The sequence below is a fragment of the Ferruginibacter sp. genome (assembly GCF_028288465.1).
Lineage (GTDB): Bacteria > Bacteroidota > Bacteroidia > Chitinophagales > Chitinophagaceae > Ferruginibacter.
In genome coordinates, this window is sequence record NZ_JAQBNR010000040.1 from 1 (window position 1) to 14,169 (window position 14,169).

General features: G+C 43.1%; 10 protein-coding genes. 1 reads left to right on the forward strand and 9 read right to left on the reverse strand.

All coding sequences use genetic code 11. The features are described from left to right. Window positions 1–371 precede the first annotated feature (371 nt). From JWR61_RS16000 to rhaT, 9 genes are all read right to left on the reverse strand, one after another. Window positions 372–956, reverse strand: a complete 585-nt coding sequence (locus JWR61_RS16000; RefSeq protein WP_301928753.1) for an LUD domain-containing protein — start codon at window positions 954–956, stop codon at window positions 372–374. A 6-nt stretch (window positions 957–962) separates the two neighbouring features. Beyond that, on the reverse strand, window positions 963–2,345 hold the full coding sequence (locus JWR61_RS16005; protein ID WP_301928754.1) for a lactate utilization protein B: 1,383 nt from the start codon (window positions 2,343–2,345) through the stop codon (window positions 963–965). Window positions 2,346–2,705: 360 nt separating this feature from the next. Then, window positions 2,706–3,443 carry a (Fe-S)-binding protein gene (locus JWR61_RS16010; RefSeq protein WP_301928755.1) on the reverse strand — a complete coding sequence of 246 codons (738 nt, stop codon included), beginning with the start codon at window positions 3,441–3,443 and terminating at the stop codon, window positions 2,706–2,708. Beyond that, window positions 3,440–4,819 (reverse strand): FGGY-family carbohydrate kinase, encoded by a 1,380-nt coding sequence (locus tag JWR61_RS16015; protein WP_301928756.1) that lies wholly within the window; start codon window positions 4,817–4,819, stop codon window positions 3,440–3,442. Before JWR61_RS16015 ends, JWR61_RS16010 begins: the two co-directional genes overlap by 4 nt. A gap of 304 nt (window positions 4,820–5,123) precedes the next feature. Next, entirely contained in the window at window positions 5,124–6,398 is a 1,275-nt protein-coding gene (locus JWR61_RS16020; protein ID WP_301928757.1) for a TIM barrel protein, read from the reverse strand. Window positions 6,399–6,437: 39 nt separating this feature from the next. Next, window positions 6,438–7,679 (reverse strand): glycoside hydrolase family 99-like domain-containing protein, encoded by a 1,242-nt coding sequence (locus JWR61_RS16025; RefSeq protein WP_301928758.1) that lies wholly within the window; start codon window positions 7,677–7,679, stop codon window positions 6,438–6,440. A gap of 23 nt (window positions 7,680–7,702) precedes the next feature. Further along, complete coding sequence (gene rhaM / locus JWR61_RS16030; protein WP_301928759.1) at window positions 7,703–8,017, reverse strand: L-rhamnose mutarotase; 315 nt, start codon at window positions 8,015–8,017, stop codon at window positions 7,703–7,705. A gap of 460 nt (window positions 8,018–8,477) precedes the next feature. Next, window positions 8,478–10,595 carry a bifunctional aldolase/short-chain dehydrogenase gene (locus JWR61_RS16035; protein WP_301928760.1) on the reverse strand — a complete coding sequence of 706 codons (2,118 nt, stop codon included), beginning with the start codon at window positions 10,593–10,595 and terminating at the stop codon, window positions 8,478–8,480. 49 nt (window positions 10,596–10,644) lie between these two features. Next, entirely contained in the window at window positions 10,645–11,736 is a 1,092-nt protein-coding gene (gene rhaT / locus JWR61_RS16040; RefSeq protein WP_301928761.1) for an L-rhamnose/proton symporter RhaT, read from the reverse strand. A gap of 561 nt (window positions 11,737–12,297) precedes the next feature. On the opposite strand from rhaT, the gene JWR61_RS16045 reads away from it, so the two are divergent. Continuing rightward, entirely contained in the window at window positions 12,298–13,959 is a 1,662-nt protein-coding gene (locus tag JWR61_RS16045; protein ID WP_301928762.1) for a DUF262 domain-containing protein, read from the forward strand. Window positions 13,960–14,169: the final 210 nt, after the last annotated feature.

Sequence of the window (14,169 nt, forward strand, 5' to 3'; positions counted from 1 at the left end):
GGGCAGCCCCATCATACCGGCCAGTGATATGCCGCCAATAGCCGTTTTCTTTAAGAAATGGCGCCGGTCTTTTTTTGTTGATGGATGATTGATTTCTGATTGGGTCCGCAGGATTTCCTGCGTTTCAAGTACTTTGTTCTGTTCAGCAAGTTGACTGAGAATACTTTTCATACAGCATTGGTTTTAATGTGAACGTTTTAAATGGTTCATTTAAAATGGTTGATACAAGCAAAAGAGAACGAAGCCTGCTGTATTACCAATCACTACAATGATGAAAAGAAAAGCAATTATCAGCAAGCATGCTTCCTGATTTAAAGATAGTTTTTTGTTTTAGTTTGACGGAAATAATCCTGCGTATATTTTATCTGTTCCTATTCCAAAATAAACACCGTCATGGTTTTGGGACCATGGGCACCTAACACCAGTGACTGTTCTATATCGGCCGTTTTGGATGGGCCGGCAATAAAGGTTCCGAAAGAGTAATGTGTCCCGGCTATTTGTTCATACGCTTCATGCATGGTTGGTACGATCGACTTTTTGTCAATGACGGCAACCAGGTGCTGACAAATAAATGGCAGTACTCTTTCCTGCAGTATGGCTTCAGTAACCCAAACGGAGCCATTTTCTGCCACTCCAAAATGGGCTTTGATAATGGCTACATCCACATCATTGAGCAAATGGGGATCATCACCCTGCTGATACAATGTGGCGTAATCATTGAATTCCGGTACAACGGAAATAATCCTGGCAGCATCTGCAAACTGTACTTTTAAAACGTCGATAACGTCTGCCATGTTTTGTACGACATGTACATTGCCACCAATCGCCATCAATACCGTTTTAAATTTTTCAACAACATCAGTAAATGGTTGCACGAAATTTTCTATTTCAGGCAACACTTTGATAGAAGGCTGATTTGCTTTAACTCCGGATAATATTTTTTCTCTGCTGCTCATATTTATCTATTCCGTTTTTCCCCTGTTCTTTTTATACCATTCTCCAAAAGATTCTTTTGGCGGTGCCGGCATATCCCTGTGTTTATACCAGGCATTTAATTTATTGTTTACCATAAAGGGGAAGTGTTTGATCACCCAGCGACCCATCTTACCGGCGAACCTGTAAAAACCAGGACTGGCAAGGGTTGAAGCCATTCCCTTCATGGCGATTTTTTTTGCGGTGGGTGCATAGCCGTCTTTCACCAGCACCTGGCGCCATTTATATAACTGTTGGTGAATATCAATTTTTACGGGGCACACATTGCTGCAACTGCCACATAATGTAGAGGCAAAGGGCAGATCTGCATAGTCCTTCATATCCAGGTTAGGCGCCAGTATAGAACCAATGGGGCCTGCAATAGCAGTGTGATAACTGTGTCCCCCACTTCTTCTGTACACCGGGCAGGTATTGAAACATGCCGCACAACGGATGCACTTTAATGAATTGCGAAAATCTTCCCTGCCCAATTGCCGGCTGCGGCCATTGTCGACTATCACGATGTGCAACGTTTGGCCTTTGCGTGGTTTTCGGAAATGACTGCTGTAAGTAGTGATCGGTTGTCCGGTAGCACTTCTTGTAAGGATACGCAGAAACACGCCGAGGTGCTTTTGCAGCGGAATGATTTTTTCTATGCCCATGCAGGCGATGTGTACATCTGCCAGGTGAGCGCCCATGTCGGCATTGCCTTCATTGGTACATACTACAAACTCCCCTGTCTCTGCTATGGCAAAGTTTACACCTGTGATAGCGGCACGCCGGGTTAGAAATTTTTCTCTTAAATGTTCTCTTGCAGCACCTGTTAAAAATTGCGGATCGGCATTGCCTTTCGGGGTGCCGAGGTATTGATGAAATAGTTCGCCTATCTCTTCTTTTTTCCAGTGAATGCACGGTAGTACAATATGGCTGGGTGCTTCATCGGCCAGTTGTACAATGCGCTCGCCTAAATCCGTGTCCACCACATCAACGCCTGCTGATTTTAAATAATTATTCAGATGGCATTCTTCCGTTAACATGGATTTGCTTTTGACTATCCGGTTGATGTTGTTTTGTTGCAGGATGGAATGCACAATCTGGTTGTGCTCTTTGTCATCTGCCGCCCAATGTACGGTGATGCCGTTTTGCTGGGCGTTTTTTTCAAATTGCAGCAGGTAATCATGCAGGTTGCTCAGCACATTGTTTTTTATCTGCGATGCCGTTTCCCTCAGGGCTTCCCATTCGGGCACAATGTGCACGGCCCTGTCCCGCTTCTCCCTTACAAACCAAAGTGTTTCATCATGCCAGTCAACCCTTGCTTCATCCACGTTGAACGCGGATGCGAGTGTTGCATGATCTTTATTGTTGTGCTCCATCTTTTTTAAATCAAAAGTCAAAATTCAAAAGTCAAAATTGGTTGTCTGCTTACATGCAAAGCTTCATTATTCCGGATGCTCCACTTCGCTTTGGTAAAAGTTCATCAGTGAAAACCAGTACAAGAGTGCGACGCCGATGAAGTACCACAAAGCTTCTCTGCCCGGACAAAAAAATCTTATACGCTTCAAAATTCACCTAACCGTTCAATCTCATTTACTTAAGCATTGTCTGGTGTCTGATCAACCGCCGACGGGGCTGATAGCCGCCGTCGGGGTTAGCGGAACCCCGTCAGCGGCTGAAAACCCTGACGGTGGTTCCGTTAAGAAAACGATATTGATTCACCATTCACCACTCACCACTCACAACTGACTATTCAAAATCTCCGCAATATGCTTCACCTGTACCTTACTTTTTTGTCTTTTTAAAATGCCTTCCATGTGCATGAGGCAACTCATGTCGGCGGCGGTGATAAACTCAGTGCCGTGATCAATGTGATCCGCTACCCGGTCCTTGCCCATTTTGGCACTTACGGCCTCTTCAAAAACACAAAAGGTGCCCCCAAAACCGCAGCATTCATCAGGCCTGCTAAGTTCGACCAACTCAACACCTTTTACCATTTGCAACAATTTGCCGGGCTTGGAAAACGGTGCCGCTACCAGCTCACTCATTTGCGATATCTTCAATCCTCTTTGACCGTGGCAACTCTGGTGCATGCTTACTTTGTGTGGAAAGCTGGCATCCAGTTTTTCTACCTTTAGTACATCTACCAAAAATTCTGTTAGTTCATATACTTTTTTACGGATGCCTGTTGCCGCTTCCTCATGATGTTCATCGTGCAAATGATCTTTGATGTGGAGCGTACAACTTCCGGAAGGACAAACAATATAATCGAGGTTGGCAAAGTTTTTTACAAAGAGTTCATCGCAACCTTTGGTGAGATGCTCAAAACCAGAGTTGGCCATGGGTTGGCCGCAACAGGTTTGGTTGGGCGGATACACCACTTCCACGCCCAGCTTTTCCAGCAACTGCAATGTTGCGATAGCTACCTGCGGATAAAACTGATCGACATAACATGGAATAAAAAGACCTGCCCTCATAAAAAAACATTGTTGGTATTGGTGTACAATTTTAGTTCAATAATGTCAGACGGCAATGGTTTGTTATTCCAGTGTGTATGCATTACAAGCGCTGCACCCAACGAAGATGCCTGCGCAACAGAAGCAGCAAAAATTTCGATATGAGGAAATGCATTTGCCAGCAGGTGCATATAGACCGCATTTTTACTAAAGCCTCCATCTACAAAAATCCTTTTGATAGTATCCTGCAACACCAGGCTGGTGGATTGTACCTGCTGCTGTACCAAATCAAAAATAAACTGATGATAAGCTGCTTCGTACGAATCAAAATCGGTCAATGTTCGTTCACCAAAACGGGAAGCCGACACCATGCCTGCGTTGCCTGGCTGGGGATTGTCTGTCCGATCTGTTCTGTAATAAATAAATGCAGGATTGTATTCGACACCGGCAAAATAATTAACCGGCTGATTGAAATGTTCTGCCAGTCTTTTTGTTTGCTGCTCGTGCTCGTAGCCTGCAAACAGCCTGCTGGCTTTTACACTTTTGCCCTGGTAAGTAAGATAGCAGAGACAATCCTGGTGCAATTCCTCTTCACTGAGTGGCTGGTTGTTAAAAGGATTTAAACTGATACACCAGGTGCCGGTGGATAATAAAATAAATGGTTCCTGGAAGGCCGCGAGGTAAGGAATCAATGCAGCAGAGCTATCATGTAATCCAATACCAACGGGGATGTTGCCATTGATGTAGCCCGCTATTTCGGAGCAGTTTACAATGGCCGGAAGTTTTGCATCAATGCCTTCTTCGTGCACCCATTGATGATATTGATTCTTTTCAAAATTCCACAGATTGGTATGGCAACCGATGCTGGTAATATCTGCACATAATTTATTGGTCAAAATAAAACTTAAGTATTGCGGCAGGTGCAGGGCGTATTTGATGTGGGCAAAATCTGCAGGCTTTTCATATTTTAAACGATACAACTGCATGCCCGAATTTAAATTACCCAACACGGGGGAAGCCGTTTGTTTAGCCACCAGGCTTTCTCCACCGTAACTTTCATAAAACTGCTTTTGTAGTTGCGGATCAAAGGGCTTTAGATAATTATACAATGGAAGACACACATTCAATGCCTCATCAAGGTAAACAAAGCTGGCACCGTAAGCGGAAAAGTTGACGGCTTTAACTACAAATTTTTCATCGGTCAGCAATGATGTAAAAGAATCTTTGATCCATTCCGTCAGAGCCTGTACATCCTCGCATTCGAAGCCATCTTCATCTTTGATTTCTGCAAACTGTTTACTTGTTTCTTTCACCAGCTGATAATGCTCATCAAACAACAATAATTTTTTGTTTGTTTTGCCGATGTCGAAGATTGCTATGACCGGAGTGTTGTTCATGGTGACTGGTCAGTGGTGAGTTGTGAATAGTGAGTTGTCAATAGTGAGTGGTCAGTGTGGAGACTTCTCATTTTTGATCATTCCACTGAATAATTTACAGGTTTTAATTTTATAATCAAACGGCTTATAATGCTATAGTAGCAGCCTTCATTTTATAATAAGGTAATAAGGTTGATCCGTTATTATCTATTAGCTCTACTAAGGTTTGGCTCTTTTAACCTTAGTAAAATACCCATCTTAAAACCGCTAACCTTATTACCTTCTTCTTAGTTTATGCTTTAAACAGCTTTAACCCAACGCCATCCTATAGACCTGTTGCCACCGTCTTCAATCCCCTTTGCTTTATCAATCCTTCCCTCACTTTTTCACTTCTAAATACTGCCAGCGGATTCAATGCGGCACCACTTCGTAACCTTGCTTCTGCAACCAGTGCACGGGTATCAGTGCGGAAAGCCTGCTGTAGTATTTCCTGTGCTGTGACTACGTCATTGTTATTTTGTGCTTCCTGCAATTTTGCTCTGTCGACCAGCAATGCCTGCGCATAGGTGATCATAATGGCTTCTACCGATTGCAACAAATCTTCCAACGGATCTTTTACATTGTGCGATGCATCGATCATCCAGCCGATACCATTGGCGTGGTTCATGCCTTTGGCATCCATGCCTTCTACGAGTTCATTAAAAATTAAAAAGAGTTGATATGGTTTGATGCTGCCCACCGTTAAATCATCATCGCCATATTTTGAATCATTGAAATGGAAGCCACCCAGTTTACCTTCCATCAGCAACAGTGAAACGATCTGTTCAATATTGGCATTAGGTAAGTGATGACCAAGATCCACCAGCGTAAAGGCTTTCGGTCCGAGCTTGTTTACATAAGTAAAAGATTGTCCCCAATCGCCTACTGTGGTAGAATAAAAATTGGGTTCAAAAGCTTTGTATTCCAGAAACATTTTCCAGTCGTTGGGTAAGGCGGAATATATTTCTTCCAGGCTCTCGAGTGTATTCTGAAATGCTTTCCTAAAATTCAACTGGCCGGGAAAGCAGCTTCCGTCAGCAAGCCAGACCGTTAACGATTCCGAGCCCAGCTCAATACCATATTTTATCACTTCAATATTATGATCGATGGCTTGTTTGCGGACGGCTTTGTTTACGTTTTGTAATGAACCATATTTATAACTCAACTCCTGCCCCGGCTGGTCCTGGAAAGTATTGGAATTCATCGCATCAAACTTTAAACCGTGCTGTGCTGCCAATGCTTTTATATGACTTGCATTCTCCGGTATATCCCAGGGAATGTGTAAAGAGATGGCGCCGCTTGAATTATTCAAGGCATGCAGCATACCGATGTCTTCAATCTTTTCTTCCAAATTTCGAGGCTCGCCGCCACCGGGGAAACGACCAAAGCGGGTACCGCCTGTACCCAGTGCCCAGCTTGGAATGGCTACCTGGAATTCGATGAGTTTTTGTAAAATATCTTCCGTGTTATTTATTTCCGAAGCAATAAAATCAAACTTGCGCTGGTGATCTTTTAATGCAGCTTCATTGTGTTGACTGAGTTTATATTTTTCAATTAGCATATCGTGTGTATTTACTTTTTGTAAAAAGATTAATCTATTTTAAGGTTGTCCGAAAACATGTTTGATCGCTTCTAAATACTTGGTGCCTGTTCTTTCTTCCGGCAATAAATAACTGCCTTCCGTCCATTCATTCCACGCATTCAGGATAACAATTTTATGTTGGTGGTTTTTTAAATCTACAAATGCTTTTGCTTTTACAAGGGCTGACTGAAATGCTTCGGGTGTATTGTCACCATTAAACACCGGTGTCCATGGATAGCCTTTAAACGTATCAAATTTATCCGACTGCACCAGCCTGGGTGTTACATCCCAGCCCATGGTAACGTTGGGGTAATACTCAATGCCGGGATATTTATTTCCGATCACTGGCCAGTAACTGGCGTTGGCATCAATGGCTTTCTGGTAGCTGGCTGTGGGCCATCCGGCCTTCGACAAATCATAGGCATAGAGAAAATTGTACGAGGTAAGACTGGCCGTTTTCAATGCTTTAAAAGCATCACCGGCAGTTGCTTTATTATGCAAGGTATGCTGCACCGAATTATCTGTTAACCCCTGGTCGATGCAATTAAAATGCAAGCCCGGGAAGCCTGCTTTCTTTACCTTGTCTTCAAACAACTGCATGGCCGCTCCTGCTTTTTCAAGGCTGCCAAAGCTGGCTATAAAGTTCGTTGTTTCAAAGATGGAAAAATAGGGTTTGCCATCTATCTTCCAATAATTGGGTTGTTTAAAATAATGTTCAATAATATAATCGGTGATGGTATTCCAGGTGGCGGCAGATACTTTTCCATCCGTCAATTTTTCCTGGAAATTGGTATAAGGTGTTGGGTGAATATTCGCCCAGTTATGGTTGGCCCACATCAGTGCAAATTTCAGGCGCTGGTTGTTGGGTGCTTTTAAAAAGCCTTTCTCGAGGCCTTCCTGCAGGTACTGGCCGAAGGGTTCATACCAGTACCAGTCGTAGATAAATACATCTATGCCATTGTCAGCGGCTGCATCAATTTCTTTGGAAGCCCATACCGGATCGGCTTCATTAAAATAACCCCATGTCGGAACTTTCGGTTGCAGATGCCCCTCAAATCTCGGTCTTGAAATTTTCACCAGGTCCCATTCTGTCCAGCCCTTGCCGTGCCACCGTTCGTTGATAGAATCCACGTGATAATTGGGGAAATAATATACGGCTACCTCGTATGCTTTTTTAGGTGCTGACTGCGCCAGGGCGCTGTTGCCAATAGCAAGCAGCAGTAACATCAAAAAAAAAGTAAAGCCGTTTCTTATATTCATATGACAGTGCTCTTTTTATAAAATCAGGGCAAATAAAATACTTCTTTCAAAGGTATGCTAACAGGCGATTTATCTTCATTCGTTTCCATGATATCAGCCATATAAGCCCACCATTTTTTCATCACCGGTTCCGCAGGCAAATCATCCAATTTGGTTGCATCATCAATGGTAAGGCAGCCGATCAAATCATTGGTAGTTTCATCTAAAAAAATAGCATACTCCCTTATGCCAGCCTGCTTTAGCAAAGCCTGCAAATCCGGCCACAGCGCAGCATGCCGGCGTTTGTATTCTTCTTCAAACCCCTTGGAGAGTTTCATTTTAAATGCTACACGTTGCATTGTTATAATTAATTAAGTCTCTTTTTAAAATCCATTTTCGAAAGGCTTTCTGTAATTGCCCTACCCTCTCAATTGCCCCGCCCTTCAGGGCGGGTAAAGAATAAAAAAAAACCAGGCTTTAGCCGAAAAGCTTTGGGCTAAAGCCCTACTAAAATTTTATATTTCCTGGCCCTCGCCCTAAAGGGCGAGGCAATTGAAACAACCCGAAAGGGCAGGACAACTGAAACAGTCCTGAAGGGAGAGGCGATTGAACCAGCCTTAAAGAGCCGACAATTAAAACAGGCAATCAAAACAGCTGCTTCAAAAGCTATCCCACTTTTATTTAATCATTTATAGCTGAACTGAATAAAGAACGACAAACAAATCGACCATCCTTTTAATCAACTCAATCCCTCAAAATCCCCGTGAACAAATTGGTCATCCTTTCAATCAAATCAATCGCCGAAAATCCCCGTCCAGACTACCTCAAAAACCCTGCAGCCACACCACCATCCACATTCAATGCATTACCGGTTGATTTACTCAGCAAGCCGCCCACAAAAGCAAAACAGGCATTGGCAATGTCGACTGGCAAAATAGCTTCATTCAGCAACGTGCGTTTGGCGTAGTAAGCAGGCAATTCTTCCACGGTAATGCCATAAGCTTTCGCCCGGCCTTCTGCCCAGCCACCGGCCCAGATATTACTGTCTGCAATCACCGCATCCGGGTTCACAGAATTCACCCTTATTTTATCGCCGCCTAATTCAGCACCCAGCAAACGGCTCATGTGTGCCTGTGCTGCTTTGGCAGAACCATAGCCAGCATTGTTTGGTCCGGATACCACGGCGTTTTTAGAAACGATGTTGATGATATCGCCACCAATGGCTTGTTTGCGCATGATTTCGGTACCTGCTTTTGAAACAAGGAACTGCCCCTTCACCAAAATATCATACAACTTATCCCAATCAGCAATGGAGTGATCCGTGATGGATTTTGAAATGCTGATACCGGCATTGTTGACGATAATATCCACGCCGCCAAAGGCCAGCGCTGTCGCGGCAAATGCTTTTTCAATCGTGGCATTGTCCGTTACATCCAGCAGTGTCGCTGACGCCGTATCTCTTCCGAATAGTTTTTGAAACTCTTCCATCGCACCCTGCAAGCGCTCCTCATTGATATCATTGATGATCACGCAGGCACCTTCTTCTGCAAACTTTTTTGCAATGGCTTTACCAATACCACCAGCACTTCCTGTTACCAGGGCAATCCTTCCGGTCAGTGCTTTTGGTTTGGGCATGCGTTGCAGTTTGGCTTCTTCCAGCAACCAGTATTCTATGTTGAATGCTTCCTGTCTTGGCAATGAAGTATACTCACTCACCGCTTCCGCACCACGCATTACGTTGATGGCATTGATGTAAAATTCTGACGCCACACGGGTGGTCTGTTTGTCTTTTGCAAAGCTGAACATCCCTACGCCGGGGTACAAAATAATCACCGGGTTGGCATCCCGTATCGCCGGACTGTTGGGATGTTTACAGGTGTTATAATATTCCGCATACATTGTTCGGTAGGCTTCAAATAAAGGCGCAATCTTTTCTTTAACAGCAGCAGTATTGGTTACATCTTCCTCCGTATCTAAATTCAATACCAGCGGCGAAATCTTTGTTCTTAAAAAGTGATCGGGGCAACTTGTACCCAACGGAGCCAACCTGTCCAAATCATTTGAATTGATGAATTGCAATACCCGATCATCATCTGTAAAATGACCAATCATTTTTGTTTGAGAAGAACAGAAGCCTCTTAAAATCGGAGCCAACGCTGCGGCCTTGGCGAGCCTTTCTTCTTTGGGCAAAGATTCAATTTTAGCACCACCAAATACCGGCCCTTTCTTGCCATAATTATCTTCTAAATATTGTGCACAGGTTTCAATCACTTCCAGCGTGTTCATATAACTTTCATACGCCGAATCGCCCCAGGTAAACAAACCATGAGAGCCCAGCATAATACCGCGGATACCGGGATTTTCATCCAGGCATTCTTTCAGCAACAAGCCCAGATCAAAACCCGGCTTTTGCCATTTAACCCAGCCAATTTTTCCGCCAAACAAATCCTTTGTAATTTGTTTCCCGTCCTTGGCTGCAGCAATCGCTATGGCTGCATCGGGGTGTAAATGATCAATGTGTTTAAAAGGTAGAAAGCCATGCAAGGCCGTATCAATAGAAGGCGCTTTCGAAGCCAGGTCATAAATGCAATGGTTAAACAATTCCACCATTTCATCTTCATGCTCAATGCCGCGGTAAATGTTTTTTAAATTCAGTAAGCGGTCCATGTGCAACGCTGCAAGGCCATTGCGTTTCATGGTACCCAGGTCGCCGCCACTGCCCTTTACCCACATTACTTCGGTATCTCTGCCCGTCAGCGGGTCTTTGGCGATTGCCTTGCAGGACGTATTGCCACCACCATAATTGGTAAGCCTCAAATCGGCGCCCAGCAGGTTGGAGCGGTATACCAGTAAAGCTACTTCATCCCCCGCCAGTTCTGCCGCTTTTGCGTCATCCCATAAATAGCTTACGTGTTTAAATTGTTTTGTTGTTGACATAGTGCTTGTTATTTTCTTATGCTGATTATATTATTTTTCATTGAAACCATCATGGTTTTAAATAGTTGCCATACCCTACTATCAATATAGATAGTATGATGGTGAGGATGCCGATAACAATTGTCCTTGTTGTTTTTTGATTAACACCTTTCCACTCCTTCAGTACCAGTCCCCACATGTTGGCCGTGAGGATAATAAAGGCCATGTGCAGTATCCACGAACTGGCGCCGTTGCCCAGTTTGCTTTCGCCCATGCCATAAAAAAAGAATTGCAGAAACCAGGTAGTACCCGCCAGTGCAGAAAAAATGTAGTTGGAGAGCAACGGTGTTTTTTTGTTGCCGTAATCGCCAAAGGTTTTGTTACGTGCATTTAAAATCATACACCAGATAAAGTTGGTGGTCAACCCGCCCCACAGCACCACGACATAGGTTACATTGTTCTGGTATAAAAAATTACCCTGGTTGGGGTGCGCCGCTTTCCAGATTTCGTTGGCCAGTTCGGCCATTGGTTTACCCGCTTCCAAACCAAAATTAAAACAGGCACTCAGCACACCGGATACAATCGAAACCAGCATACCCAGCGCAAACTTATATTCTGTCTTCACCACTACCCCATGCGGATCGGTGGCCGCAGCACTCAGTTGTTTTTCCTTCATCATGCCCGCCTTGCCGCAAATAACAATCGCCAGCACACATACGGCCAAACCCGCCAGCACCGTGAGTCCCCAGCTGGAGTGTATCAGCATGGAAAAAGTATCCTTGCCTTCCTTCGGAAAAAAATCGTAATAGATAGACGGGATCACCGCACCAAACACCATACACAAACCCAGTATGATGCTGCTGCCCAATGACACTCCCAGGTAACGCACGCCCAGCCCGTAGGTGAGCCCACCGATGCCCCACAGCACACCAAACAAATACGTAATGCCAAGGGTACCAGCACTCGCCCCGCGAATGATATCTGCAAAACCCGGAATGGTTAAGTAAGCCGCCACCGGGGGAACAATAAACCAGGAAAAAATACCGCCCACAATCCAGAAGCTTTCCCAATGCCAACCCTTTACCTTTTTATAAGGCATGTAAAAACTACCGGAAGCAAAGCCGCCGACGAAGTGAAAAATAATACCCAAAAGAACCTGCATGTACAATTAATTTTAATATGGCTGAAAAACAATCTTTGTAAAAGTAAGGGAACAATGTTTTGCAACTGTCATGTACTGTCATGAATTATAAAATGTTTTTTGGGCGGGTCAAAGTTGGCCGGCATTTCAGTAAAAAGAAAGACAGTGTTGGTCCGGGCTAAGAAGCTATGTGGAACATCGTTGCATCGCCCTCTTTTACTTTTACAGCTTTTGGGAACGAGTTCAGGTTTGAGGTGCTTGCTTCGATTCAGGGTTTTCTCCAATTCAAGAACTAACAGCCGATGCCTCTGCACAAGTAATTTTAATCAAACAGTCAACATAAGTTGCAGGACCGCCGTCGAATAAAAAATGTTGATCCGGGCTAAGAAGCAATGTTCATGATCGTTGCCCTCTTGTTCGATATTGCTATTAGGGCCTTTATTGATGTAAGAAAATTATGTTACTGGGGTTAAGTAAATACAATACTTTTTGATGGATTGACGCAATGCGTTATTTTTAATTGCGTAAAGCAAAACGTTGTTGTGCGCCACCATTAAATTATATTGTAAACCAAAATTAGCAATGCCAAATCAATACACACCCCAAAAGAAAACGATAGGAGAATTGTTAAGTTTGACTAATCCACCTGTAATTGTACCCGATTGGCAAAGGAATTATAGTTGGACATCATCTGAGGCTGAGATCTTTTGGCAAGACCTATTAGACTTTAGTAACAAATACCCAGATCAGAACATAGATGATCAAGAATATTTTCTGGGTTCTGTTGTTATTGTTGATATCAACAAGTCCCATCTTTTGTTAGATGGACAGCAAAGGCTTGCAACTGCAGGTATTATGTTATCACTAATTAGAGACTACCTTGCGAAGTTTAATAAAGATGCGGCAACAAGAATTACAACAAGATATCTTACTGATTTTGATGATGCTTCAAACCAAAGAATTTTTAAATTGACACTGAATGTCTATGATCGAGAATTTTATAAGAGAGAAGTTCTCGAAGATCGATTGGCAGATTATGTCGCTCCCGAACCTCAAATTCAATCTCATAAGTTTATACGTGAAGTGAGAGATACATTTGAAACTCATTTCTCCAGAAAATATGCGGAAATTAACAATCCAGCCATTGCCCATAGTTGGGCTTTGAGAATTTTGCAGGTTTTGGTGAATCATGTTTCAGTGGTGGCAGTAATTTCGACAGATGAAGATAATGCAGCAGCAGTATTTGAAACTTTAAATGATAGAGGCATTGGACTGTCGACTCCCGACCTTCTGAGAAACTTTCTAATGAGGCGTGCCCTAGAACACGAAAGAGAAGAGATTATTGCGTTGTGGGGTAATATATTTGACTTAGCTGATGATGTTAAGGTTGATACTTTTTTAAGACACTATTGGCTGTCGAAAGTGGGCGATGTAAAAACTCGCTCACTGTATAGAGAAATTAAGGCATATATACTTCTGCATAATGAATCAAGTCTCACATTTACAAGAAATCTTGCTGAGGGCGCTGAGGTTTATAAAAGTTTGCTTACTGGACAAGTGGATGAAGAAATAACATCCAAATATCTTAAAGATATTAGAGAATTAGGTGCTAACCTCCTATACCCACCATTGTTAAGTTCTATTACCGTTTATAATAATGATGATTTTACCCAGATATGCAAAAGCATAATTGTATTGTTTGTTCGTTACAATTTAATAGGGAAATTAGAAAATAGTCCTCTTGAAACATTTTGCTATAATATCGCTAGAGATATACGGGGAGGCTTATCTTGCAATGATGCAATACAACGTATGAGAGAAATTTTGCCTTCTGATAATCAGTTTAGACATCAATTTTTGCAAGCAGTCATATCCAGAAGAGACTCTGCTAGATACATTCTCCGCGAAATAGAAACCAAAAAAAGAAGAACAGCTGAACTTGAGGTAGGGCCGCCTTCTAGAGTTCATATTGAACATATTTATCCTCAAACACCCATAGAAGGTCAGCGTTGGGCCAATCATGTATCTCAAATCAATAGAATTGGAAACCTAACCTTACTGGATCGTCGTTTAAATGCGGCAATTAAGAACGGAAATTTCGACGCAAAAAGACCTTCCTATGATCTATCTGAAATTATGATGACAAAAGAACTTGTTGCCATAGAGGAATGGAATCAAGATTCCCTAGAGTTAAGACAGGCAAATCTATTCAACATTGCTTTCGAGATTTGGAAACTTGAGTAGAGGACAAAATGGCGATCGCACAACAATGCATTGGCAAAAAACGAGGGAAGACCAGCAAACATCGGCTGTAATTCGCTATCAGCTTTGGTTTGGGGCTGGACCTCTCCGATTTATATCTGCTTAAACTTTAGAATTTTCGTTCACAATTTCACTGCGTTGGCCGGGCAGGACAAGCTCCGAATTAACCGTACTTCGCCTATGCAAAACGTT

Bases quoted from the DNA above. Each gene is read 5' to 3' on its own strand.
- JWR61_RS16000 (WP_301928753.1), bottom strand. From the start codon at position 956: ATGAGCAGCAGAGAAAAAATATTATCCGGAGTTAAAGCAAATCAGCCT.
- JWR61_RS16005 (WP_301928754.1), bottom strand. From the start codon at position 2,345: ATGGAGCACAACAATAAAGATCATGCAACACTCGCATCCGCGTTCAAC.
- JWR61_RS16010 (WP_301928755.1), bottom strand. From the start codon at position 3,443: ATGAGGGCAGGTCTTTTTATTCCATGTTATGTCGATCAGTTTTATCCG.
- JWR61_RS16015 (WP_301928756.1), bottom strand. From the start codon at position 4,819: ATGAACAACACTCCGGTCATAGCAATCTTCGACATCGGCAAAACAAAC.
- JWR61_RS16020 (WP_301928757.1), bottom strand. From the start codon at position 6,398: ATGCTAATTGAAAAATATAAACTCAGTCAACACAATGAAGCTGCATTA.
- JWR61_RS16025 (WP_301928758.1), bottom strand. From the start codon at position 7,679: ATGAATATAAGAAACGGCTTTACTTTTTTTTTGATGTTACTGCTGCTT.
- rhaM (WP_301928759.1), bottom strand. From the start codon at position 8,017: ATGCAACGTGTAGCATTTAAAATGAAACTCTCCAAGGGGTTTGAAGAA.
- JWR61_RS16035 (WP_301928760.1), bottom strand. From the start codon at position 10,595: ATGTCAACAACAAAACAATTTAAACACGTAAGCTATTTATGGGATGAC.
- rhaT (WP_301928761.1), bottom strand. From the start codon at position 11,736: ATGCAGGTTCTTTTGGGTATTATTTTTCACTTCGTCGGCGGCTTTGCT.
- JWR61_RS16045 (WP_301928762.1), top strand. From the start codon at position 12,298: ATGCCAAATCAATACACACCCCAAAAGAAAACGATAGGAGAATTGTTA.